Annotated in this window: 24 protein-coding genes; 14 read left to right on the forward strand and 10 right to left on the reverse strand. The window is 66.1% G+C overall.

Translation table 11 applies throughout. The features are described from left to right. Window positions 1–20 precede the first annotated feature (20 nt). The 6 genes from IWX78_RS07360 (at window position 21) to IWX78_RS07385 (ending at window position 7,447) form a co-directional block, all read left to right on the forward strand. Window positions 21–980 (forward strand): ABC transporter permease, encoded by a 960-nt coding sequence (locus IWX78_RS07360; RefSeq protein ID WP_196833247.1) that lies wholly within the window; start codon window positions 21–23, stop codon window positions 978–980. A 53-nt stretch (window positions 981–1,033) separates the two neighbouring features. Continuing rightward, window positions 1,034–1,900, forward strand: a complete 867-nt coding sequence (locus IWX78_RS07365) for a carbohydrate ABC transporter permease (protein ID WP_196833248.1) — start codon at window positions 1,034–1,036, stop codon at window positions 1,898–1,900. Between the two features lie 59 nt (window positions 1,901–1,959). After that, window positions 1,960–3,582: an ABC transporter substrate-binding protein gene (locus IWX78_RS07370; protein WP_196832882.1), complete on the forward strand. Its 1,623-nt coding sequence runs from the start codon at window positions 1,960–1,962 to the stop codon at window positions 3,580–3,582. A 76-nt stretch (window positions 3,583–3,658) separates the two neighbouring features. Continuing rightward, window positions 3,659–4,378: a DUF624 domain-containing protein gene (locus IWX78_RS07375; protein WP_196832883.1), complete on the forward strand. Its 720-nt coding sequence runs from the start codon at window positions 3,659–3,661 to the stop codon at window positions 4,376–4,378. After that, window positions 4,375–6,417, forward strand: a complete 2,043-nt coding sequence (locus tag IWX78_RS07380; protein ID WP_196832884.1) for a beta-galactosidase — start codon at window positions 4,375–4,377, stop codon at window positions 6,415–6,417. Before IWX78_RS07375 ends, IWX78_RS07380 begins: the two co-directional genes overlap by 4 nt. Window positions 6,418–6,613: 196 nt before the next feature. Further along, window positions 6,614–7,447 (forward strand): methyltransferase domain-containing protein, encoded by an 834-nt coding sequence (locus IWX78_RS07385; RefSeq protein WP_196832885.1) that lies wholly within the window; start codon window positions 6,614–6,616, stop codon window positions 7,445–7,447. A gap of 25 nt (window positions 7,448–7,472) precedes the next feature. On the opposite strand, the gene IWX78_RS07390 is transcribed toward IWX78_RS07385, so the two are convergent. From IWX78_RS07390 to IWX78_RS07405, 4 genes are all read right to left on the reverse strand, one after another. After that, complete coding sequence (locus IWX78_RS07390) at window positions 7,473–8,096, reverse strand: DUF2812 domain-containing protein (protein WP_196832886.1); 624 nt, start codon at window positions 8,094–8,096, stop codon at window positions 7,473–7,475. After that, window positions 8,093–8,428 carry a PadR family transcriptional regulator gene (locus IWX78_RS07395; RefSeq protein ID WP_196832887.1) on the reverse strand — a complete coding sequence of 112 codons (336 nt, stop codon included), beginning with the start codon at window positions 8,426–8,428 and terminating at the stop codon, window positions 8,093–8,095. The genes IWX78_RS07390 and IWX78_RS07395 overlap by 4 nt, the downstream gene beginning before the upstream one ends. 212 nt (window positions 8,429–8,640) lie before the next feature. Next, window positions 8,641–10,689, reverse strand: a complete 2,049-nt coding sequence (locus tag IWX78_RS07400) for an alpha-glucuronidase family glycosyl hydrolase (protein WP_196832888.1) — start codon at window positions 10,687–10,689, stop codon at window positions 8,641–8,643. A 34-nt stretch (window positions 10,690–10,723) separates the two neighbouring features. After that, on the reverse strand, window positions 10,724–11,719 hold the full coding sequence (locus IWX78_RS07405) for a LacI family DNA-binding transcriptional regulator (protein ID WP_196832889.1): 996 nt from the start codon (window positions 11,717–11,719) through the stop codon (window positions 10,724–10,726). 103 nt (window positions 11,720–11,822) lie between these two features. Here IWX78_RS07405 and manD point away from each other — a divergent pair, with 103 nt between their 5' ends. Then, window positions 11,823–13,130 (forward strand): D-mannonate dehydratase ManD, encoded by a 1,308-nt coding sequence (gene manD / locus IWX78_RS07410; protein ID WP_196832890.1) that lies wholly within the window; start codon window positions 11,823–11,825, stop codon window positions 13,128–13,130. Between the two features lie 61 nt (window positions 13,131–13,191). Here the strand turns inward: manD and IWX78_RS07415 are convergent, their stop codons facing one another. Together IWX78_RS07415 and IWX78_RS07420 are read right to left on the reverse strand one after the other, a co-directional pair. Beyond that, entirely contained in the window at window positions 13,192–13,815 is a 624-nt protein-coding gene (locus IWX78_RS07415; RefSeq protein WP_196832891.1) for a response regulator transcription factor, read from the reverse strand. Then, window positions 13,812–15,104 carry a sensor histidine kinase gene (locus IWX78_RS07420; RefSeq protein WP_196832892.1) on the reverse strand — a complete coding sequence of 431 codons (1,293 nt, stop codon included), beginning with the start codon at window positions 15,102–15,104 and terminating at the stop codon, window positions 13,812–13,814. The genes IWX78_RS07415 and IWX78_RS07420 overlap by 4 nt, the downstream gene beginning before the upstream one ends. Before the next feature lie 212 nt (window positions 15,105–15,316). On the opposite strand from IWX78_RS07420, the gene IWX78_RS07425 reads away from it, so the two are divergent. Then, window positions 15,317–15,790, forward strand: coding sequence for a hypothetical protein (locus IWX78_RS07425; RefSeq protein WP_196832893.1), 474 nt, complete (start codon window positions 15,317–15,319; stop codon window positions 15,788–15,790). A 71-nt stretch (window positions 15,791–15,861) separates the two neighbouring features. Here IWX78_RS07425 and IWX78_RS07430 read toward each other — a convergent pair whose 3' ends face one another. Then, window positions 15,862–16,719 carry a LysR substrate-binding domain-containing protein gene (locus tag IWX78_RS07430; RefSeq protein ID WP_196832894.1) on the reverse strand — a complete coding sequence of 286 codons (858 nt, stop codon included), beginning with the start codon at window positions 16,717–16,719 and terminating at the stop codon, window positions 15,862–15,864. A 130-nt stretch (window positions 16,720–16,849) separates the two neighbouring features. Between IWX78_RS07430 and IWX78_RS07435 the strand changes: the two genes are divergently transcribed. Then, a complete protein-coding gene (locus IWX78_RS07435) occupies window positions 16,850–18,175 on the forward strand; it encodes an MFS transporter (RefSeq protein ID WP_334684623.1) in 1,326 nt (441 codons plus the stop codon). Between the two features lie 104 nt (window positions 18,176–18,279). On the opposite strand, the gene IWX78_RS07440 is transcribed toward IWX78_RS07435, so the two are convergent. The 3 genes from IWX78_RS07440 to IWX78_RS07450 are packed head-to-tail and all read right to left on the reverse strand — an operon-like array spanning window position 18,280 to window position 19,476. Further along, window positions 18,280–18,645, reverse strand: a complete 366-nt coding sequence (locus IWX78_RS07440; RefSeq protein ID WP_196832896.1) for an iron chaperone — start codon at window positions 18,643–18,645, stop codon at window positions 18,280–18,282. Next, window positions 18,617–19,144, reverse strand: coding sequence for an SRPBCC family protein (locus tag IWX78_RS07445; RefSeq protein ID WP_196832897.1), 528 nt, complete (start codon window positions 19,142–19,144; stop codon window positions 18,617–18,619). The genes IWX78_RS07440 and IWX78_RS07445 overlap by 29 nt, the downstream gene beginning before the upstream one ends. Then, window positions 19,141–19,476 carry an ArsR/SmtB family transcription factor gene (locus IWX78_RS07450; RefSeq protein WP_334684624.1) on the reverse strand — a complete coding sequence of 112 codons (336 nt, stop codon included), beginning with the start codon at window positions 19,474–19,476 and terminating at the stop codon, window positions 19,141–19,143. The genes IWX78_RS07445 and IWX78_RS07450 overlap by 4 nt, the downstream gene beginning before the upstream one ends. A 193-nt stretch (window positions 19,477–19,669) precedes the next feature. On the opposite strand from IWX78_RS07450, the gene IWX78_RS07455 reads away from it, so the two are divergent. The 5 genes from IWX78_RS07455 (at window position 19,670) to IWX78_RS07475 (ending at window position 24,052) form a co-directional block, all read left to right on the forward strand. Further along, window positions 19,670–20,785, forward strand: coding sequence for a YihY/virulence factor BrkB family protein (locus tag IWX78_RS07455; RefSeq protein ID WP_196832899.1), 1,116 nt, complete (start codon window positions 19,670–19,672; stop codon window positions 20,783–20,785). A 99-nt stretch (window positions 20,786–20,884) separates the two neighbouring features. Next, a complete protein-coding gene (locus IWX78_RS07460; protein ID WP_196832900.1) occupies window positions 20,885–21,670 on the forward strand; it encodes an alpha/beta fold hydrolase in 786 nt (261 codons plus the stop codon). A gap of 103 nt (window positions 21,671–21,773) precedes the next feature. Then, window positions 21,774–22,589, forward strand: a complete 816-nt coding sequence (locus tag IWX78_RS07465) for a DUF1206 domain-containing protein (protein WP_196832901.1) — start codon at window positions 21,774–21,776, stop codon at window positions 22,587–22,589. Between the two features lie 429 nt (window positions 22,590–23,018). Then, a complete protein-coding gene (locus IWX78_RS07470) occupies window positions 23,019–23,381 on the forward strand; it encodes a UBP-type zinc finger domain-containing protein (RefSeq protein ID WP_196832902.1) in 363 nt (120 codons plus the stop codon). After that, window positions 23,381–24,052, forward strand: a complete 672-nt coding sequence (locus tag IWX78_RS07475; RefSeq protein WP_196832903.1) for an NAD(P)H-hydrate epimerase — start codon at window positions 23,381–23,383, stop codon at window positions 24,050–24,052. The genes IWX78_RS07470 and IWX78_RS07475 overlap by 1 nt, the downstream gene beginning before the upstream one ends. Window positions 24,053–24,115: the final 63 nt, after the last annotated feature.

Raw genomic sequence — 24,115 nt, forward strand, 5'->3', positions numbered from 1 at the left:
AGGCAGCGGCCACCGTCGGGATGGCGACGGAGATCGCGCCCCAGAAGAAGCGCCGGCTGTTCCGCTCGAAGCCGGGTCAGCTGCCGTGGCGCAAGACGCTGCGCCGCGACTGGCAGCTCTACGTCCTCATCATTCTTCCGCTGCTGTTCTTCGCGATCTTCCGCTACCTGCCGATGCTCGGAAACGTCATCGCCTTCCGTCGCTTCCGCCCGGGCGGAAACATCTTCGGTGAAGAGTGGGTGGGCTTCCGCTACGTGGAGATGTTCCTCAACGACCCGACGTTCTGGCAGGTCTTCGGCAATACGCTGGCGATCGGGTCGCTGTCTTTGCTGTTCTGCTTCCCGCTGCCGATCATCCTGGCGCTGCTGCTCAACGAAGTCCGAGCCCGTTACTTCAAGCGGTTCGTGCAGACGATCTCGTACCTGCCCCACTTCTTGTCGATCGTCATCGTCGCCGGAATGCTCATGCAGCTGCTGTCGATCGAAGGCACGGTGAACCAGATCGTCCGTGCTGTCGGCGGCGACGCGATCCCGTTCCTGCAGCTGCCCGACTGGTTCCGCACCGTGTACGTGTCGAGTGAGGTGTGGCAGACGGTCGGCTGGGGAACCATCCTCTACCTCGCCGCCCTCACCAACGTCGACGCCGGCCTCTACGAGGCGTCGCGCATCGACGGGGCAAACCGGTGGCAGCAGACCTGGCACGTCACCCTCCCCGGCATCCGCCCGACGATGGTCACCCTCCTCATCCTCAACATCGGCACGTTCCTCTCCGTCGGATTCGAGAAGATCCTGCTGCTCTACAACCCCCTCACCTATCCCACAGCTGACGTGATTTCGACCTACCTGTACCGGGTCGGGCTCGAGGCCAACAACTTCAGCTACGCGGCCGCGATCGGCATGTTCGAAGCGATCATCGGCCTCACCCTCATCCTCTCCGCCAACGCCATCTCGCGCCGCACAGTAGGGACAAGCCTGTGGTAACCACCGCTGAAGCACCCACCGAACTGAAGAAGAAGGAACGGGCGACCCGTCGCATCCGTTCCACCCGCGGCGAGCGGATCTTCCAGGTCATCAACACGATCGTGCTGCTCGGCGTCGTCGCCGTGACGCTCTACCCTTTCGTCAACATCATCGCCCAGTCGTTCAGTGGTGAATCCTTCATCCGGGCCGGCCAGGTGAACCTGTGGCCGAAGGGATTCAACACGACGACGTACCAGCTCGTGCTGAGCGACGAGATGTTCTGGACGAACTACCGCAACACCGTGGTCTACACCGTCGTCGCAACGGTCATCGCCATGGTCCTCACCACCTGCTATGCCTACGTCCTGTCGAAGAAGCGACTGCGGGGACGCAACTTTCTCATCGGCATCGCCGTCTTCACGATGTTCTTCAACGGTGGCCTCATCCCCAACTACGTGCTCATCTCGAGCCTGGGCCTGACCAACTCGTTATGGGCGATCGTGCTACCGAACGCTATCTCGGTGTTCAACCTGCTCGTGATGAAAGCGTTCTTCGAGAATCTCCCCGAAGAGCTCGAAGAAGCCGCCCAGATCGACGGCCTGTCGACCTTCGGCATCCTGTTCCGGATCGTCCTGCCGCTGTCGAAAGCGGTGATGGCGACGATGGTGCTGTTCTACGCTGTCGCGTTCTGGAACTCCTGGTTCCAGGCGTTCCTCTACATGGACCGGGCAGACCTGTTCCCCGTCACCGTCTACCTCCGTAACCTCATCGCCGGTGCGTCGACGGCGGCATCCTCCGGCGGAGGTTCCGACCTTGCCCAGGTGGCGTCGAACATCCAGTCGGTGACGATGGTGCTCACCGTTTTGCCCATTCTGTGTCTCTATCCCTTTGTCCAGCGGTACTTCGTTTCGGGAATCATGCTCGGCTCCGTCAAAGGCTGACGTTCGGGTACCCGTTTTCTTCACCACACGCCGACTCGTCGGCAACGAAAGGAAAAAGTATGTTGTCCACACCCAAGAAAGTCCTGGCCACGGGGGCGCTCATCGCTCTCGTGGGTGGGCTGGCGGCCTGCTCGCCGAGTGCCGAGTCAGACGGCGCAGACCTCACCGGCAAAGACGTAGGCGCGATGAAGGACTTCAAGGCCGGCGACCAGTTCGTGGCGACAGAGGACCTCGACTTCTCGATCCTCTTCAGCGACCACCCGAACTACCCGCTCCAGGAAGACTGGCTGCTCTGGGAAGAGCTGACCGAGCGCACCAATGTCACCCTCGATCCCACCGTCGTGCCGATGAGCGACTACGAGCAGAAGCGGAGCCTCATCGTCGGCGCCGGTGACGCTCCGATGATCATCCCCAAGACCTACCCGGGCCAGGAGGAAGCGTACGTCTCCTCCGGCGCGGTCCTGCCGGTCTCGAAATACATCGACCTCATGCCGAACCTCTCGGAGAAGATCGAGAAGTGGGGCCTCGAGGAGAACATCGAAGGACTCCGACAGGCCGACGGTGAGTACTACGTGCTTCCCGGCATTCACGAAGACGTGTGGCAGGACTACACCGTGGCGATCCGCACCGACGTCATGGACGACCTCGGACTCGAAGAGCCCCAGGACTGGGAAGAGTTCCGCGAGGTCCTCGAAGCCATCAAGGCCGAATACCCGGACTCCTATCCGCTGTCTGACCGGTTCATGGGTGACAGCCTCCTCAACGTCATCGCGATGACCTACGGTGTCTCGGCCGGCTGGGGCTGGGACGGAGCGAACTACAACGAAGCGGAAGACAAGTTCGAGTTCACCGGAGCGACGGACGACTACCGTGACTTCGTCGAGTACGTCGCCTCTCTCGTCGAAGACGGACTCGTCGACCCGGAGAGCTTCACCCAGGACGATGACTCGGCCATCCAGAAGTTCGTGAGCGGAAAATCATTCGCCATCAGCTCGAACGCCCAGACGATCGTCAATGACTACCGTCAGCCGCTCACAGACACCGTCCCTGGCGCGACCGTCGCGAAGCTTCCGCTTCCGGCCGGCCCCGCCGGAAACGTCGTCGCAGGAACCACTCGCCTCGAGAACGGCATCATGATCAACGCCGAAGCGCTCGAGAGCGAGAACTTCACGGCCATGATGCAGTACATCGACTGGCTCTGGTACTCCGACGAGGGTGCTGAGTTCGTCAAGTGGGGTGTCGAAGGCACCACATACGAGAAGGCAGACGGCAAATACACGCTGGCCGACGACGTCGACTACGTGGGCCTCAACCCCGGAGCACCCAAGCACCTGCAGAAAGACTTCGGATTCGCTGGCGGAGTGTTCGCATACGGCGGATCGACCGAACTGCTCGAGTCGACCTTCTCCGAGGAGGAACTCGCCTTCCAGGAGATCATGAAGCAGAAGGATGTTCTCCCTCTCGCGCCGCCGTACCCGCTCGAAGAGGCCGAACGGGAGCAGTCCACCCTGCTCGTGACTCCGCTCTCCGACACCACGAAGCAGGCGACTCTGCAGTTCATCCTCGGCCAGCGAGACCTCGCCGACTGGGATGCTTATGTCACCGAACTCGAGGGCAAGGGTATGACCACGTACATCGACCTCGTGAACAAGGCATACGAGCGTTACAAAGACAGCAAGTAAGCAGTACCCGTCGTCACCGGGGCCCGATCAGGGCCCCGGTGACTCCGGCATTTCACGCAATCTCAAGGAGCATCCGATGGCCTCATCGCCAGAAGCAGGCGCGACAGGTACCCAGGGGTCTGGCACGCAGCCGACCGGCACGCTGGGCCGCATCACCGCCGCCGTCTACCGGGTGCTCATTCTCGAACTGCTCTTTCTCCTCACGGCGTCGCCGGGAATCGTCCTCCTCGTGGCCCTCGCCCCGGACCCGTCCAACGCCCCGCTCATCGCTCTGAGCCTCCTCCCCGTCGGTCCGGCATGCGCTGCCGTGCTCTTCGCCTGGCGGGCGAGTACCGCCGAGGAACACCTCGAGCCTGCCCGGGCATTCTGGCGCGGCTACCGTCTCAACGCCGTGTCGACCCTGCGCTGGTGGTGGCTCGTCCTCGTGATCGTCGCCATCCTCGGGATCAACATCGGCTTCCTCGACCGGGTCGTCCCGCCCGGCCTTCCGCTTGTGATCGCCGGCGTCGCCCAGGCGATCGTGTTCGTGCTCGTCGCAGTCACCGCGCTGCACGCCCTCGTCATCGGGTCGCTGTACAACTTCCGTACCCGCGACACCCTGCGGCTCGCACTTCGCCTCGTTCGATCCTCGCCGCGAGCGACGATCGGCGCGGCCGCTCTCGTCATCGCGAGTTCAGGCGTCGTCGCCGTCGGCTCCGAGATCGCCCTGTTCGCGCTCGCCTCGATCGTCGGCGCGCTCGTGCTCCAGAACGCCCATCCCATGACCGCAGACATCGAGGAGAAGTACATCGCGTGACCGACACAACTGAACCGGCCCCCCAGACCAAGATCCTCTACGGCGGCGACTACAACCCGGAACAGTGGCCACGCGAGGTCTGGGAACTCGACCACGCTGCGTTCGACCTCGCCGCAATCGACACACTCACCCTCGGTGTCTTCGATTGGGCCCTTCTCTCCTCGGGGGAGGACGAGTACGACTTCACCCTGCTCGACGCGATCGTCGCCCGTGTGGCCGAGTCCGGCCGTCGTTTCGTGATGGCTACAGCGACCGGTGCGCTTCCGCCGTGGCTGGCGCACCAGCATCCCGAGGTCAACCGCACCGACTTCGAAGGCAGACGGCACGTCTACGGGCAGCGCCACAACGCCTGCCCGAGCTCGCCGGTGTTCCGCCGCCTCGCGGCCCGTCTCGCCGGAAAGATCGCCGAGCGATACGCCGGGCACCCCGGTCTCGTCGCCTGGCACATCGGCAACGAATACGGCGGCGCCTGCTACTGCGAGAACTGTGCAGCAGGGTTCCGGGTGTGGCTGCGCGAGAAGTACGTCACACTCGACCGGCTCAACGAGGCGTGGAACGCCACCTTCTGGTCGCACACCTTCACCGACTGGGCCGAGATCGTGCCACCGAACATGCTCAGTGAGCACTGGCGCGGTCCGAACCATACGGCGTTCCAGGGCATCACGCTCGACTACCTGCGCTTCATGTCAGACGCGATGCTGCAGAACTTCATCGACGAAAAGGCGGCAATCAGGGAGCACGACGCCGCGACTCCCGCGACGACCAACTTCATGGGCATGTACCGCCCGATCGACTACCACCGCTGGGCCGAACACCTCGACTTCGCGTCGTGGGACAACTACCCGCCCACCGACCGGTCCGAAGCGCGGATGGCGTTCACCCACGACCTCATGCGTGGGCTCAAGGGCGGCGACCCGTTCTGGGTGATGGAGCAGACACCCACGATCACGGCGAGCCGCGACATCAACCCGGTGAAGCGCCCCGGCGTGCTTCGCCTGTGGTCGTGGCAGTCGGTCGCGCACGGGGCGGATGCCGTGCTCTACTTCCAAATGCGTCAGTCGCGTGGGGCGTGCGAGAAGTACCACGGGGCTGTGCTCGACCACGCCGGCCGCACCGATACCCGGTCGTTCCGCGAGGTCGCACAGCTCGGCGCGGACTTCTCACGTGTAGGTTCGGCTGTTCTCGGTGCGCGGACACCCGCTCGGGTCGCGTTCCTGTTCGACTGGGACAGCTGGTGGGCATCCGAAATCACCGACGGGCTCAACCGCACCGTCACCTACCCGCAGGTGGTGCTCGGCTACCACCGCGCGCTGTGGGAGGCGGGAGTGCAACTCGATGTCGTCGCGGTGGACGCTCCGCTCGACGGCTATGACGTCGTCGTCGCGCCGTTGCTGCACCTGCTCAAGGGAGATGTGGCCTCGCGGCTCCGCGCTGTGGTCGACCGTGGCGGGTCTGTCGTGTCGAGCTTCCTGTCCGGTCGCGTCGACGTGGACACCAACGCTTTTCTCACGGATGCCCCGGGCCCGCTCGCTCCGTTGTTCGGGGTGCGGGTCGAGGAGACCGACTCGCTGCCCGCCGAAACGGTGAACCGGATTGCACTCCGTGGAGCGGGGCTCGACACTGTCGCTGATGCGCGCAGTGTGTTCGAGGTTCTCGTTGCCGAGGGGGCCGAGGTGATCGGGACCTACGGCGACGACTTCTATGCCGGCAGTCCTGCGGTGACGCGGAACGCTTCCGAAGCGGGCGGATCAGCCTGGTACGTCGGAACCCTGCTCGACCAAGGCGGGCTGTCGGCGGTCCTTCGTGCGGTGCTGGCTGAGCACGGCCTGGTCGGTCCGTATGCGGATGAGCCCGAACTGGAGTTCGCCGTGCGCGACGGTGGCGGCGGGCGCATCGCGTTCCTGCTCAATCACGCGGATGCCGCGGTGACAGTCGAGGCGCACGCATCGGGTACCGACGTGCTCACTGGTTTGGCGATTGCGGCCGGGGAGTCGCTGACACTCGCGCCCAAGGACGTGGTGGTGCTGCGGGAGGGGTGACGCGGCGAGCGGGGCGCTCATGCTGCACTTGTGTGCCGATGCTGCAGTTAGCAACTGCAGCACCGGCAAGAAAGTGCAGCATGGGGGCCTCACAGGGCGGCATGCGTGCTCCCGGAGCGTTGCGATCGACCGCTGCGTCGCATCCGTGGTCAGGAGACGTGGCGCGCCGGTTCATCGGCATCGCTAGGCTCGCCACATGAATGATGGTGCATCGGGAACCGACGGAGGAACACGCTACTCACATGGGCATGAGCCCGCCGTGCTTGCCTCGCACGGCGCACGGACGGCGGCGAACTCCGCGGCCTATCTGATCCCTCACCTGAGTCCCGGCATGAGCATCCTGGATGTGGGGTGCGGGCCAGGCTCGATCACTCTTGATCTGGCAGATCTCGTGACTCCTGGCCTGGTTGTCGGACTCGAGAAGGCCGAGGCGCCGTTGGTCGCCGCCCGAACAGCCGCGGCCGCCCGGGGCGACCAGACGACGAGGTTCGAACTGGGCGACGTCATGGCGCTTCCATACGCCGACGATACGTTCGACGTCGTGCACGCTCATCAGGTGCTGCAGCACCTGACCGATCCGGTCGGCGCGCTCCAGGAGATGGTGCGCGTGTGTCGTCCCGGCGGGTGGATCGCCGCACGGGACGCGGACTACGACGCGATGGCCTGGCATCCGGAACTGCCTGAACTCGACGACTGGCGCACCCTCTACCGGGCAATCGCGAGGGGGAACGGTGCCGAACCAGATGCGGGTCGTCGGATGCGGGCATGGGCCAACGCGGCTGGGGTGCCAGATGCGACCATCACCTCATCGGTATGGACCTACGCAACGGCGGCGGAGTGCATGTGGTGGGGCAACGGGCAAGCCGACCGGGTGGCCGGGGAGATGTTCGTGCGGCAAGCAGTCGAACAGGGCATCGACAGCGTCGGGGTCCAGGCGATCGCCGGTGGATGGCGGGCGTGGGGTCAGGATCCCGACGCCTGGTTTCTCATCCCCCATGGCGAGATCCTCGCGCATCTCCCCGCCGACTGACGCCTCAGCCGTCATCAGCAAGACCTCAGCCGTTGGCGCGCGCGACCGCCCGACGGTACAGAACGCTTTGATAGGCGATCAGCGCCAGCATGACCAGGCAACTCGCGATAAGAAACGCCGGGCCGCCGACACGAAGAGCGACGAACGGTGTTTCGAAGGCGAAGGCTCGCGCGAACTCCCATCCTTCCCTCTGCCACAGACCTGGAGTGAGATACCAGTCCCGGGGTGAGAGCAGGTTGCCGATGCCCTCTCTCCACACTGACCACAGAGCAACGGTGATGGTGAAGAGGGGGAGCAGTAGCGCCGATGTCGTGGCGATGGCCCGTCGATAACGCTGCGCCTTCGACCCGTTCTCGGAGAAGATGTCGACGTTCGGTTCGCCGGAGAAGGAGGCAAAGTACTGCTCACCGCCTCCGCGCGTGCCGGCGAGATGCTGCCAGCCGGCATCCGCGAACAGGGAGCGATAATCGTCGAAGTCCTCCGCTTTCATGCTGGGCTGGTGGTCGACACGGATGACGGCGCTTCCCGGCGGAATCGGTGCGAACGTGTAGAGCAGACCAGCCCTCGTCACGAGCTGACCACGGCCTGCCATCTCGTTGAGCCACGCCTCCTCCTTGTCGAAGTCGACGAACATCTTGAAGATTCTCATTCGCTCTCTCCTCTGGTCTGGTCGGGCCGGGTCTGGTTGAACATGCGTACGAGGTGCGCCATCCGCTCGGCGTCCTGCCCCAACGTCTGGTAGCCGGACTCGGTGATCAGGTAGACCTTGCGACGTGGATCGGGACTCGTCACCCGCGCGATCATGTTCTGCTTCAGCAGGGTGTCGAGGGCGCCGTACAGCGTGCCAGGCGCCAGGCGCACGGCCCCGCCGCTCATCGACTCGACCCGCGCCATGATCACGTAGCCGTGGGCCGGCTCGATGAGGGCGAGCAGGATGTAGAACACCGTCTCGGTGAGCGGCAGCTGTGGGTTGCGGTTCATGGCGCCTCCTTATATCGGCTAACTATACAGTTGGCCGATATATAGCGCAACTGAGTATGTGCTGACCGCTCGTGCTGCACTTGTGTGTCGATGCTGCAGTTGCAACTGCAGCATCGACAAGAAAGTGCAGCATGGATGCCTGCGAGGCGCCCGCGCACACGAAACAGGGCCCGCACCGAAATGGAAGCCCTGCCGCCGAGCGTGAAGGCGGGTCAGTAGATCGGCCGCCCCGTGGCATCCGCGATGCCGGACTTACGGAAGAAGTAGGTGCGGATCTGGTCGCACCATTCCCGTGCCGAACGCGCCTGTTCGACGAGCAGCGCCGTCACGCGCTCGTGGGTCTGCGCATCGATCACACCGGCAAGTCCCGCCCATGTCTCTTGCATGCGGGCCACATCCTCGACGCCAGCCCAGTGCGTGTCGTAGATGTGCTGGATCACCGTCGACCCGCTGTGCAGCACATGGCCGTACGCCACGTGGTGGAAGAACAGCACAAGCTCGTCGGGGCAGTCGGCGAGCGATTCGAACCGCTCCCGCCACGGCGACGGATACTGGCCGGCGAACCCGGTACCGGTCGACACGGTGCGATCGACGCCGATGCCGTCACGGTCGGCGAAGTGGTACGTGCCCCACGGCGTATACTCGTAACCGTCGACGCTCGGGCCGTAGTGGTTGCCCGGGTTCACCATGAACCCGACGCCGAGCGGCGCTGTGTACTTCTCGTAGCTCGCCCACGACCCAGCCATGATCGAGTGGATCGCGTCGTGCGTGGTGCTGTCTCTTCCGGGGAAGGTTGCTCGGATCCATTCGTCGAGCACGGCGATGCTGTCGGCGAGCGGATGCCACGACAGGCGCCCGAATGCGTACAGGTTCGCCTGGGCGAGCGGATGCCCTGTCCAGAACTCGCTCGTGCCGACGTTCGACACGGCGACGAACCCTCCGGTGGCGATGTCGGCGACCGGGGGAGAGGCATCCCCGCCGAACCGGAAGTTCAGCACCTCACTCCACAACGGACCGAGGTAGCAGACGTGCTTCTGGTGCCCGGTGTACTCCTGCGTCACCTGGAGCTCGACCGCGACTCTCGTCTGCGTCATCGCACCGATGATCGGCGAAATCGGTTCGCGCACCTGAAAGTCCATCGGCCCGTACTTGACCTGCACGGCGACGTTGTCGGCGAACTCCCCGTCGAGCGGCAGGAAGTGGTCGTACGCCGCCCTGGCCCGGTCGGTGGAGCGGTCGCGCCAGTCCTGATGGTGGTTGTAGACGAATGCACGCCAGTTGAGGATGCCGCCGTGCGGCTCGAGCGCGGCAGCGAGCGGGGCCGCTCCCTCGGCGTGGGTGCGCCCGTACGAGAACGGCCCAGGCTGGCCCTCTGAGTCGGCTTTCACGACGTAGCCGCCGAAGTCGGGGATGGCCGCATAGACCCGGTCCGTGGCGACACGCCACCACTCGAAAACCTCGGGCAGCACCGGGTCGGCGCTCTCGAGCCCACCGAGGATCGTCGGTGACGCGAAGTTCACCGACAGGTGCAGGCGGATGCCCCACGGGCGAAACACATCGGCGATGCGCGCGACATCCGGCAGTTTGCCGGCGAGCAGCTCGGTCGCGGTCTGATGCACGTTGACGTTGTTGATCGCGACCCGGTTGATGCCGATCGATGCGAGCAGGCGGGCGTAGCGCGCGACCCGGTCGAGGTCCGCGCGCACGTCGCCGTCGGCGAAGAAGATCGAGTCGCCGGCGTACCCGCGCTCCACGGTGCCCATGACCGGGTGTTTCGTCAGATTGTCCCAGTGATCGAGCATCCGGATGCCGTGGGCGGGCTCCTCGCGTCGCATCCCGTTCGCGGGGCGGCCGGACCGCAGCAGGTCGAGCACGCCGTACAGGGCGCCGCGATCGGTCGCCGCGACCACCGCGGTGACCCCGTCGCGCGAGGAGAGGAGGTAGCCCTCGTCGGACAACGAATCAGTTGCCGTGGCGTCGATCGCGTCGCGGACGGCGGAGGGGGCATCCGCCGAAGTTCCCGCACCCGCGATGACGACGATGCCCGCGGTGGCGACGTCGTCGACGATGCATCCGCCGTACGCCGCGATCGCCCGGTCGAACTCGGCCCGGACCGTCTCGAGAAGAGGACCGGTGCCGGCGATGTGCACGCGCTCGCCGCCGAGGTGGCGGCCCGCTTCGGCGGGGAGCCAGGCCGGGTGCTCGACGGTCGGTGAGGCAGGCGCCGTCGTTGTCGTTGTCGTCGGGTGAGAGGTCGCCATTGATGTCTCCTGTGATGGTGGGGCGGGAAAAAAGCTAACGGGACGCCGGCGCGACGCCGGTCGAACCACGAACGAGGAGTTCGACACCGAGATCCGGCGTCGGTCGACTGCCGGCCTCGGCTCCGGTGACGATGTCGAGCAGCAGATCGACGCTGGCGCGACCGATCTGCCTGCGCGGCGAGTCGATGGTCGTGAGGTGGGGCCGCACCAGCGTGGACACCGGGGTGTTGTCGAACCCGGCGACGCTGATCTCGCCTGGCACGCTGACGTTGCGCTGTGTCAGCCGGTCGATGAGGCCGACGGCGACGAGGTCGTTGAAGGCGACAACGGCGGTGGCGCCGCTCGCGATCGCGAGATCACCGGACTGCACGCCGCCCGAGAACGTCGGCGGAAAGTTGCCGAGGTCGATCAGCTCGAGCTCGGCGGCGGGTGGCGTGAACGCGCGGAAGGCGTTGCCACGCTGCCTGTTGGAGAAGGATGTCTCGGGACCGCCCGCGTAGGCGATGGTCCGGTGCCCGAGGGCAACGAGGTGTGACATCAACGCACGCAGGCCGCCCGCATTGTCGTAGGCGATCGACGGGATGCCGTCGACCTCACGATGGACGAGAACGAGGGGACCGTCGGCGGCGAGGGCCAGCACCGCGGCATCCGTGTTTCGTGCGGAGCAGAGGATCACCCCATCGACCTGCCTGGCGAGGCTCGAGACGGCTTCGCGCTCGACGTCGGCATCCTCGTCGGTGTCGGCGATGAAGACGGAGTAGCCGGCGGAGCGGGCGCGCGCCTGCACACCTTTGCAGACAGCGCCGAAGTACGGATTCTCGAGGTCGGGAACGACGAGACCGATCGATCCCGTGCGGCCGGTGATGAGACCGCGGGCGGCGCGGTTGGGGCGGTACCCCATCGAGCGCGCCGCCTCCTGGACTCGCAGGCGAGTCGACTCTGCGACCTTCTCCGGTGCGGCAAGCGCTCGGGACACGGTGGAGATCGAGACGCCCGAGGCGCGCGCGATGTCGCGGATCGTGACCGACATGCCTCCACCTTCTCCGCTGCAAAGGTTTGCAGCAATTGTCGTCGTTGCGGTTAGGCTGGAGCCATCAAAGAGGATAAAACCGATCCATTCGACGTCGCACCAAATGCAACTCTATTCACTTTGTTTCATTCTAGATAGAGCTGGCTCGTCCAGTGGCCACCGAACCGGAAGAGATCCCGTGAGCATCATCGAACGCGCCGAAGTTCTCGTGACGAGCCCCGGGCGCAACTTCGTCACCCTGAGAATCACCACGTCGGACGGCGTGACCGGCCTCGGGGATGCCACCCTCAACGGCCGGGAGCTCTCTGTCGTCGCCTACCTGCAGGAGCACGTGGTGCCGCTGCTGATCGGGCGGGACCCGCAGAAGATCGAGGACACCTGGCAGTACCTCTACCGGGGTGCGTACTGGCGGCGCGGGCCTGTGACGATGGCAGCGATCTCGGCTGTCGACATCGCGTTGTGGGACATCAAGGGAAAGATCACCGGCCAGCCGGTGTACCAGCTGCTGGGTGGGGCGACGCGTGTCGGCGCGCTCGCGTACGCGCACGCATCCGGATCCGACCTGCCGTCGCTGTTCACCTCGATTCGCAACCACCTCGACCAGGGGTTCCGGGCGATCCGGGTGCAGACCGGTGTGCCCGGCCTCGGCCAGGTCTACGGCGTCGGCACCAACCAGAAGGTCGGCGAGAAATACGACTACGAGCCGGCCAAGCGGTCGACCGTTCCGCTCGAGGAGGAGTGGGACAGCGCCGCGTACCTGCAGCACATCCCGGCGGTGTTCGAGGCTGTGCGTGAGGAGTTCGGGTGGTCGTTGCCGCTGCTGCACGACGCCCATCACCGGCTCACACCGAACGAGGCGGCAAGTCTCGGCAAGTCGCTCGAGCCGTACCGGCTGTTCTGGCTCGAGGACTGCACGCCCGCCGAGAACCAGGAAGCGCTCAGGCGGGTGCGGTCGCAGACCACGACGCCGCTCGCGATCGGCGAGGTGTTCAACTCGGTCTTCGACTATCAGACGCTCATCACCGAGCAGCTGATCGACTACGTGCGGAGTGCCGTCACTCACACCGGCGGGATCAGTGGGCTGAAGAAGATCATGGACTTCGCGGCGATCTACCAGATCAAATCGGGTTTCCACGGACCGACCGACATCTCGCCGGTCGGTCAGGCTGCCGCACTGCACCTCGACCTGGCGATCCACAACTTCGGGATCCAGGAATACATGCAGCACTCCGCTCCGACTCTCGAGGTGTTCCAGACGAGCTACACCTTCGAGAACGGGCTGCTGCACCCGGGCGACAACCCCGGTCTCGGCGTCGAGTACGACGATGCGCTCGCGGGGACGTTCGAATACCAGCCGGCGTACCTGCCGGTGAACCGGCTGGCGCTCGACGGGACGCTGCACGACTGGTGAGGTACAGGCATCCGGTTTTCGCCGCTTCGCGGCGGTTGCGCGCGGGGAACGTCGAGAGCTCCTAGATCCAGCCCTGCTGCCACGCCAGCTCGGCCGCCTCATGCCGCGATCGTGCATCGAGCTTCGTCATCGCTGACGACAGGTAGTTGCGCACGGTGCCTGCGGCGAGGTGCAGCCGGTCGGCGATCTCCTGCACACTCATCGTCGACCGGCTCAAGCGCAACGCGTCGAGCTCCCGATCGGTGAGCGGGCAGCGCTCGGCGGTCAGCGCCGTCGCCGCGATCTCCGGGTCGATGTACCGCTTGCCTGCGGCGACATCGCGGATGACATCCGCGAGTTCCTCTGCCGGCGTCGACTTCGGCACGAACCCGGACACCCTCGCGGCGAGCGCCCGCCGCAGCACACCAGGCCGCGCATGCCGTGTGACGATCACGACCTTCGTCGCCACCGTCGACAGGATGCGCGCAGCCGCCTCGAGTCCGTCGGCCTGCGGCATCTCGAGGTCGAGCAGGCAGACATCGGGCTTGAGTTCGAGCGCGAGCTCGGCCGCAGACACCCCGTTGTCTGCGCTCCCGACGACCTCGATGTCTGGCTCGAGGTTGAGCAGCGCGCTGAGCGCCCCGCGGATGAGGTGCTCGTCGTCGGCGATCAGCAGACGGATGCTCCTGGTTTCGTCGCCGGTCACGCCTGCAGCCCTCCGCGCGTGGGCACGACCACCCGCAGTTCGAAACGGTCGCCGTCGATCGTGGTGTCGAGCGAGCCATGAAGTGCGAGAACCCGATCGCGCAGCCCGGCGAGACCCGTGCTCGCGGCGCGGCCGGAGGCATCCGCGCCCGTGGCCTTGTTGTTGCTGATCACGAGGATGCTCCCCTGATTGGTTGCACCGAGGTGGATCGATGCCTCGGTCGCGTCGCTGTGACGAAGGATGTTGGTGGTCGCCTCGCGCACGACGAGCGCGAGGGTGCGGGCGATCTCGGGGTCGGCGGGCAGGGCTTCGACGGCGAGTTCGCACTGGGCGCCGGCGGCGGCGAGCACCTCACGGGCGTTCTCGAGCTCGTCGTCGAGCGCGACCTCGCGATAGCCGGCGACGAGCGAGCGGGTCTCTTCGAGTGCCTCCCGGGCGATGAGCCGGGTTTCGTGCACGAGGTCTCGGGCGGCATCCGCATCGACGGAGAGAAGGCGTTCTGCCAGCTCGGACTTCAGCGCGATCACCTGCAGGTGGTGCCCCTGGATGTCGTGCAGGTCCGACGCGAACCGCAGCCGCTCCTGCGCGACGGCGAGGTCGGCCGCCACGGAGCGGTGCCGGTCGAGGGTCACGACGATCTCCCACCACCACAGGCTCGAGAGCACCATGATCGGCAGCGTCACCGAGTACACGACGAGCAACCAGTCGCCTGACCCCGCCTGAAATGTCATGACGACCGGGCTGCCGGAGATATTCACGGCCAGGATGCCGTGGGCGACGGTGAGCAGGAATCCGACGCCGAGAAGCATCCACCGGAGCCGCTTCGCGACGAGGGCGGCGATAAGCGTCACGGCCATCCAGAGCGGCAGAGCGCCGATCAGCCCGCCACCCGGGGTGAGGAGGCCGACCACCCACGCGGCGGCGGCCGGAACGATCAGCGCGAACGTCCAGGCGGGATGCGGCATCCCGCCCCCGCGCCCGACCCGGAGAAACCAGCAGTAGCGCACGTGAATCGCCGCGGAGACGAGGACCAGCAGCACCAGCGCGGCGTCGAGCGGTGCGCTTGTCGCCGAGTAGCTCGCCGCAGACGTCAGCAACGCGAGTGCATCGAGCACGATGTAGATGAACACGATCGAGCCGAGCGTGTATGTCCAGGTGGTCTGGACGCCGCGGGCAGGCACTCGGTGTTTCACAGGCGGCAGGGGGTCGGTCGCGTCGTGCTCGTCGGGCACGCCGGCTGCTGTGGTCGCATCGGTGGTGGCGCGCGCATTGCGCTGGCGAATCGTCATGAGACGCTCTCCTGAGCGCGGTTTCTGGGCCACATGCCCCCCAGCGTAGAGCAGTGACATTTGTCATGGTCGGCGGTGCGAAAGCACTGCGGATCCTGTGACGCCACGACACTGACCCCGCTCATTCGTGGCCGCAAGACTGGAGACACCGCCGCCGGAGCAGAGCGTGGCCCGGCATGGCAGCACTCCTGATCCCGAACGAAAGGCGCCTCATGATCGACGCACTCCAGGACTTCACCGCCGGACTTCCCGATGTTCTCCAGTGGGTCGGTATCGTGCTCGCTTCGGCGATCCCGTTCGTCGAGTCGTACTTCGGTGCGGTGATCGGCGTGCTTGCGGGCATCCACCCTGCCATCGCGATCGGCGCGGCGATTCTCGGAAATGTCGTGTCGATGATCCTCTTCGTGCTCAGCGCACACGGGGTGCGGTCGAAGGTGGCGGGCCGTAAGGACCCGAAGCCCGAGACGCCGCGACGCCGCAAGCTGCGGGAGCGTTTCGACCGCTACGGGGTCGCGGGCGTGAGCCTGCTCGGCCAGACCATCCTGCCGAGCCAGATCACCTCCGCCGCAATGGTGTCGTTCGGCGCGGCGAAGAACACGGTGATCCTCTGGCAGGTCATCTCGATCATCATCTGGGGTGTCGTGTTCGGTGTGCTCGCGATGCTCGGGGTGTCGACGCTCGGCTGAGCGCGCGCGTGCTGCACGAATGGAACTGCAGCATTCGGCGAGGGGGAGCGGTAGCGGAGGTAGGGCGGATGCTACGCCGCCCGGCTCACCCCGCGGCTCATGATCGCCGACATCAGGGCCTGCACGGGCTCCCTCGCCGCCGAGGGGTTCGCCATCAGAACATAGTCGACGTCACCGAGCTCCGGCAGGGCGAACCGGTTGCTGACCTTCACGAGGTCTGACGGGATGAGCGAGTGCGGGAACACCGCTACGCCCATCCCGGCGCGCACGGCCGCGAGCATCCCGTTCACGTCACGGGTGTTGCACGTGATGCGCCAGGTGCGGCCGGCGCTCTCGAGCGCGTCGATGGCGAGTTGGCGGCTCAGGCTCGGCGCCTGGTACGCGATGAGCGGCACAGGCGCACCTTCGTCCAGTGTCATCTTCTCCTGGGCCATCCACACCATGGAGTCCTTCGCGACCCGGGTGCTGTCGCTGGCCTCGCCAGCGCCCTGCTTCACGAAGATGAGGTCGAGGTGCCCGCCCTCGAGCCGCCGCCGCAGCGGGCCGCTCTGATTGACGGTGAGCTCGAGGTTGATCTGCGGGTACAGCTGACGGAAGTGCCTGAGGATCCGCGGCAGCTGGGTGATCGCCAGGTCGTCTGCGGCCCCGAACCGCAGCCGCCCGCGCATGGCCGATCCGCTGAAGTAGCTCTCCGCCGCGGCGTGGGCCGCGAGAATGGTGCGTGCGAAGCCGGCCATCGCGTCGCCGTTGTCGGTGAGCCGGACTTCCCTCGTATCGCGCGCGATCAGCATCCGCCCCGCCGCCTTCTCGAGCTTGCTCATCTGCTGGCTCACGGTCGGCTGGCTGATGCCGAGCCGGAGCGCCGCGTTCGTGAAGCTGTGCGTTTCGGCCACCACGAGAAACGTCTTGAGCAACACCGGGTCGTACATGGCAGCCTCCTGGAGACAGGCCCGTCATTCGATAGACCAATGGCACTAATTCTATCCATTGAGGGTCCGAATACGGATGCCGCGCCTAGCGTGGAAGGAAGCATCCGTTCCAACGTTTCAGGAGACATCTGTGGCCTCCGCCACCTCGACCGCCTTTCCCCCCACCGAACCGCTGTCGGTGCAGACCGGGCGATTGCCGTGGCGCAAGACGTTCATCGCGTTGAGCGTGCCGAACTTTCGGATCTGGACGACCGGCAACATCCTCGCGATGACCGCTGGGTGGACCCAGCGAATCGCCCAGGACTGGCTCGTTCTCGAACTGACCGGCAGTGCGACAGCGGTCGGAATCACCGTCGCCATGCAGTTCGCGCCGATGCTCTTCTTCGGCCTGCTCGGCGGCGTGCTCGTCGACCGGCACAGCAAGCGGATGCTCATGGTGATCACGCAGGCCCTCTTCGCCGTCCTGAGCCTCGGCCTCGCCGTGCTGACCATCGCCGGAGTGGTCGAAGCGTGGCACGTGTTCGCGATCGCCTTCGCCACCGGGCTCGTCACCGTCGTCGACAACCCGGCTCGGCAGGTCATCGTCACCGAACTCGTCGGGCAGAAGAACCTGCGAAACGCGATCAGCATCAATTCGTCGGTGTTCCAGCTGGCGGGCATGATCGGACCGGCGATCGCCGGCGTGCTCCTGCTCACCGTCGGAGCCGGCCCCGCGTTCGTGATCAACGGCGTCGCGTGTCTGACCGTCATCGTCATGCTCGGGATGCTCCGCACCGGCCAGATGACCCGCGTCGCCCCATCGCCGCGCGCGAAGGGGCAGCTGCGCGAGGGCCTCCGATACGCGGTGGCCAAGCCGACGATCCTCTATCCGGTGATCCTCATCGCGGTGTTCGCCGTCTTCGGGCTGACGATGCCGGTGCTCCTCGCGTCCTACGCCGCCGACGTGTTCGATGTCGGACCCGGCGGGTACGGCCTGTTCAACTCGATGGTGGCCGTCGGTGCGCTGACCGGGGCGCTGCTGTCGACGCGCCGGGCATCCATCCGGCTCAGGACGATCGTGGTGGGTATCGGGCTGACCGGCCTGTTGCAGGCCGCGGCGGGGCTGATGCCGTCGATCGCGTTGTTCTCGGCGACCCTGGTGACGGTCGGCGTGGCATCCCTCCTCTTCCTCACCGCCGCGAACTCGCTCGTGCAGATGTCGAGCAACATCAGCGTGCGCGGCCGGGTGATGTCGCTCTACGTGCTCGTGCTGCTGGGCGGGCAGGCCATCGGCGGTCCGCTCATGGGTCTGGTCATCGAGAACTTCGGAGCGCACGTCGGCATGGTCGTCTCCGGCGGTGTTCCGCTGGTCGCCGCCGGCGTGATCGCCCTCGTGCTGGCCCGTCGTGGGCAGTTGCGGTTGCAGGTGCGCACCGGGCGCTTCGTGCCGTCCGTGCAGATCGCGTCGCGGGTGTAGGGCCCGCCGCACGACCTCGATCGCTCGTGAAGGCATCCGCCGCGGTCGAGAGCACCCGGTGTGCTGGGTGCTTTCGTCCGGAACGGATGCCCTCGGGTCGCGCGCTACCCGCGCCTGGCGACGATCGCGGCGGCGATCCGCTCGATCAGGTCGAACGGCACCGGCTCCGACCACGGGAATGTGACGGAGTCCTTCTCGCTTCGGTGAGGTGCGATCTCGGCTTCGAGATCGCCGTCGAAGTGCGGAACCGGATAGAGCCCGATGTGCTTCTTCCAGCCGGCGAAGTGCAGAGCATAGCGCCCGCCGAGCATGACCGCCGGCATCCCGTAGCGAATCTTCTCGCTCTCGTTCGGGATGCTCGCAGCGGCAACGCCGCGATGGATGGCCTCGCGGATCAGCCGAAGTGTTCGCTGCCGTTCGGCCGGAAACCCGGCGATGTACTCATCGACGCTGGTCGGTGTTGTGGCCATGGTCGGGTCCTTTCGGTCGGGAGCGCCAGGCAGCCTCGCGACGAAGATACGCCTCGATGCGCTCGAGGGCACCGCTCCACACCTCGTTGGTGAAGAAGTCGCGCACCTCGACGGCCGGGAAGCCGGTCTGTACGACGGTGACGAGGCATCCGTCGTCGTGGGCGTCGAACGTGAGCTCGACACGGGTGGTCATGGTCATGCCGTCGGGGCTGCTGCCGGTCGACTCGGTGACGAGACGGTGCGGGCGGTCGATCTCGAGGAAAGTCTGGGTCTCGCGAAAGAGGGTGTCTGCGTCCACCCCCCAGACGGCGGTCTGGGTTCCGCCGACCCGCAGGTCGACGTCGATCTCGACGATGCCGGGCCTGGCGTCGAGGATGCTGAACCAGACCTTCTGCTTCTCGGCGTCGGTGTACGCGTCGAAGACGTCGTCGGGGGTGGCCGGAAGGAACCGCGTGATCCGCAGCTCGATGGTGTCGGTTGTGGTGGGATGTTCAGTCATTTCTCTCTTCCCTTCTGGAGTGTGAAGTAGGCGTCGAGACCGTCGAGTCGACGTTCCCAGAGCCGCTGGTAGAAGCTGATCCATGCCATCACGTCGTCCAATCGCTCAGTGCCGAGCCGGCACTGTCTGGACCGCCCGACCTTCTCGGTGACGACGAGCCCTGCTTCTTCGAGCACGGCGATGTGCTTCTTCATGCCCGTCAGCGTCATGCCGGCGGGTCCGGCGAGTTCCCCGACGGTTGCCGGACCTTCACCGAGCCGGGTCAGGATGCCGCGTCGCGTGACATCAGACAGGGCGGAGAAGGTGCGGTCGAGAACCTGTTCATGAACCATGTGGTTCAGCATATGACACTGAACCGATAAGTTCAATGGGTTCGGTGAACCCCTTGTGTCTGGTTGCGAACGTGGCACTATAACTTCGCCGACGGCATCCGTCGACCCTCTCGGCGCAGACGGTGCGAGCGACGACTCTTGTATCTCCGACGCCACGAGTGCCTCGGATGTTCCAGCAGAGTGAGGCAACGACATGACGACCGACGAGAAGAGCAGCGGCAAGGGCCGCGAAGACAGCGTGGCGAAAGCTCAGCACGCGCCGGATCCCGACGATTCCCGCAAGCCGGATGACCCGACGGATGTGAAGAAGCCGTCGTGGGGATACGTGATCAAGCGCACCCTGCGGGAGTTCGGCCGTGACAAGTGCACGACTCTCGCGGCAGCGCTGACGTACTACGCCGTGTTGGCGATCTTCCCGGCCCTGCTTGCGCTGATGTCACTCATCGGGCTGTTCGGTCAGGCGGAGCAGACCACACAGATGCTGTTGCAGATCGTCGAAAGCGTGGGGGACGCCTCGACAGCCGAGACACTGCGCCAGCCGATCGAGCAGCTCGCCAGCTCACAGGGGGCAGGACTTGCCCTCGTGCTCGGGCTTCTCGGGGCGATCTGGTCGGCATCCGGCTATGTGAGTGCCTTCAGCCAGGCGATGAACCAGGTGTACGAGATCGACGAGGGCCGGCCGTTCTGGAAGCTGCGCCCGACCGTGCTGCTCATCACGATCGTGTTGCTCGTGATCGCCGTGCTCATCGTGCTGCTGCTTATCGTCTCCGGACCGATTGCCGAGGCGATCGGCAACGCGATCGGTCTGGGCGAGGTCGCCCTGACGATCTGGTCGATCGCCAAGTGGCCGGTGATCGCATTGCTCGCCATTCTCATGGTGGCCGTGCTCTATTACGGCACCCCGAATGTGAAGCAGCCGAAGTTCAAGTGGATGACCCTGGGTGCGTTCATCGCACTCCTTGTCATGGCGCTCGCCACCGTCGCATTCTTCTTCTACGTGACGAACTTCTCGAGCTACCAGAAAACTTACGGGAGCATCGCCGGCGTCATCGTCATGCTGCTCTGGCTGTGGATCGTCAACCTGTCGCTGCTGTTCGGTGCGGAGTTCGACGCCGAGATGGAACGCGGTCGTCAGCTCCAGGGCGGTATCGAAGCCGAGGATGCGCTGCAGCTGCCGCCGCGCGACACCAAGGCGAGCGAGAAGAAGCAGCAGAAGGAACAGGAAGACATCGACGCCGGCCGTAAGTTGCGCGAAACCGAGGGGGAGTCCCGCGACACCGAGGGTGACACTCGCCGCTCGCGCCGGTAAGTCTTCGTCGGGTGTTGCAGCTCCCAGCGCGGCTGCGCTACCCGACGAAGGTGAGGGTGGGATGCCGCATGCCCCGTTCGCGCCGTGAATAATGGGCGCATGCCTCTGCTCCCCGAGTCGCCCGCTCCACGTTTCGTGCTCGCGCGCGACAACATCCGCATCGCCACCTATGAGTTCGGCGACCCGGACGGCATCCCGGTCGTCGCCGTGCACGGCTTCGCCTCGGCTGGACTGCTCAACTGGCACCTCTCCGGCTGGACACGCGTGCTCACCCGCGCCGGATTCCGCGTGCTTGCCATTGACCAGCGCGGGCACGGGGCGAGCAGTAAACCGCACGACCCGGATGCATACACGATGCCGCTTCTCGTCGACGACCTGCTCGACGTGCTCGACACGTTCATGCTCGACGAAACGTTCTTCGTCGGCTATTCGCTCGGCGCGCGCGTCGGCTGGCAGGCCTCGATCGACCTGCCCGGCCGGATCACCAAAGCAGTGCTCGGCGGCATCCCTGACGGGGATCCACTCACCCGGTTCCGCGTCGACGAAGCTCGCGCCTGCCTCGAAACGGGCAACGCCCCCACCGACAAACTGACCGCCGCGTACGTGAAGATGGCCAGCGGCATCCGGGGCAACGATCTCGCAGCGCTCATCTCGCTCGTCGAGGGGATGCGCGGCGGCGTCCAGCCCGACCCCGCGAATCCGCCGCAGCAGCCGGTGTTGTTCGCCACCGGAACAGAGGATGCCATCCTCGAGAAGTCGCGGACGCTCGCCGGCGCGGCCCCGCACGGCACGTTCTATGAGATCCCCGGGCGCAACCACTTCAACGCGCCCACCTCGAAGGACTTTCGCGAAGCGGCACTCGGGTTCCTCAGCGCAGGGGAGTGACGCGCGAGCCCGGCGCACCACTGCCTAAGCCGAAAATCGCGTCGCGCGCAAGGGGCTGCCTTCGGTGCGCGCAACAGGGGCCGTCGGCTTTATGGTGAGTGCCATGTCACACGCATCTTCCGCGGCATCCGCCCGCTCAACCGCCTCCCGCCTGCAAGACAACCACGCCTTCCAGCTGGCTGCCCGCGGCGGGTATGCGGTCAACGGCCTTCTGCACATTCTCATCGGCGGTATCGCCCTCAGCGTCGCGTTCGGTTCCGGCGGCGAGGCCGACCAGGGTGGCGCACTCAGCGGACTCGCCTCGAGCCCCGGCGGTATCTTTCTGCTCTGGGTCGTGACGATCGGCCTGTGGGCGCTCGGGCTGTTCCAGGTGCTCGAGGCGTTCCTCGTGCGCGGTTCAGGCAAGGATGCCTGGGCCGACCGCGCCAAGGAAGGCGGCAAGGCCGTCGCATACTTGGCCATCGGTTTCTCGGCGTTCAACGTGGCGATGGGGGGCGGCAGCAGCAGTTCGGGCCAGAGCCAGGGGCTCACCGCTCAGCTGCTCGCGTCGCCCGGTGGTGTCTTCGTCGTCGTGCTGCTCGGGCTCGGGGTGATCGCCGTCGGCGTGTACTTCGTCGTCAAGGGCGCCAGGAAGAAGTTCCTCCAGGACATCAACCTTCCCGCAGGCAAGACCGGTCGCACCGTCACCAGGCTCGGTCAGGTCGGCTACATCGCGAAGGGCGTCGCGATCGTGGTCGTCGGAATCCTGTTCTGTGTTGCCGCAATCACGTCTGACCCCAGCGAAGCCACCGGCCTCGACGGTGCGCTGAAAACCCTCGCTGAACTGCCGCTCGGTGCGGTCATCCTCTCGGTGGTCGCGCTCGGGCTCATCGCCTACGGTGTGTACTGCTTCGCGCGCGCCCGGTACGCGCGGCTCTAGGTCGCGGCCACGGCGCGGGCTCACTCCTGGGCTCACGCGCCCGGTGGAACGACAAAAAGGGTCATCGTTCGTTGGGATTGACAGCCGTTTGTGTCGTTTGGAGTGACGGATGCTGCGGGGCCGGTCGCGATGCGCGGATGCGCGGATGCGCCGGTGCAACGACGAAAAGGGTCGTCGTTCGTGGGAATCGGCAGCCGTTTGTGTCGTTTGGAGCGACGGATGCTGCGGGGCCGGTCGCGATGCGCGGATGCGCCGGTGGAACGACAAAAAGGGTCGCCGTGTGTCGGGTTGTGCAGCCGTTCGTGTCGTTTGCCGATGCCGCGAGGCATCCGTTGGTCGTTTGCGGGTGGCGGATGCCGCGATGCCGCCTCCGAGACCGGATGCCCCCACTCACCGCACGGAGTAGAGTGCGGCGCAGAGGGAGGCAGCATGGCCGACAACTCGCTGACAACCGGCATCGACACGAGCGTGCCGCCCGACGGGAGCATCTGTCTCGACTGCGAAGCCGACGGCGGCTGGTGGGTCCACCTGCGGAGGTGCGCCCAGTGCGGACACATCGGATGTTGCGACAACTCGCCCGCGAAGCACGCGACCGCGCACTTCGCCGTGACGGGGCATCCGGCCATGCAGAGCTTCGAACCCGACGAGAACTGGTTCTGGAGCTACCCACTCAAGCTGCGCTTCCACGGCCCGAAGCTCGCCGAGCCGCGCAGCCGCCCCATCGACCAGCCGTCGCCCGGCCCGGCCGATCGCGTGCCAGACAACTGGCGCGACCTGATCGGGCCGCACTGATGGAGGCGTTCACGGCGGCGCAGATCCGGGCCGCTGAGGAACTCTTGCTGGCGGCAGGAGTTCCGCTCATGCAGCGGGCTGCCGCCGCGCTCGCTCGCGAGATCCGGCTCCTGCTTCCCACCGATCGACCCGGCCGGGTTCTGCTGCTCGTCGGTCCGGGCAACAACGGAGGAGACGCGCTGTTCGCGGGCGCCGAGCTCGCGGCGGGCGGTACCGCGGTCACCGTCGTGTCCACATCCGACCGCATGCACGAATCCGGGCGAGTGGCAGCCGAAGCCGCCGGCGTGCGGATGCTGTCGCCCGCCTCGCCGACGGACGCCGCAGCATCCGTCGCCCGCAACTGCGACGTGGTCGTCGACGGGATTCTCGGCACCGGGACGAGTTCCAGCCCAGCCCTGCGGGGTCGCGCACGGGAGATCGTGGCGGCGCTGCTGCCGGTGCTCGCGGACGATGACGCGCCGGTCGTCGTCGCGGTCGACCTGCCGAGCGGCGTGCATCCGGACGACGGATCGGTGCCGGACCCGACGGTTCTCTGTGCCGACGTCACGGTCACGTTCGGGGCCTGCAAGACCGGGTTGCTGATCGGGCCGGCTGCCGATTACGCCGGCCGGATCGTCGTGGTCGACATCGGGCTCGGGCCGGAACTCGACCGGGTGGCGCGCGGGGGCTGACGCCGGGCATCCGCTCGCAGGATCCTGCCGCTACCGAGCTACAAATTCAGGAGATTCTGCCCC

Source organism: Mycetocola sp. CAN_C7, assembly GCF_015752285.1.
Classification (GTDB): domain Bacteria; phylum Actinomycetota; class Actinomycetes; order Actinomycetales; family Microbacteriaceae; genus Mycetocola_A.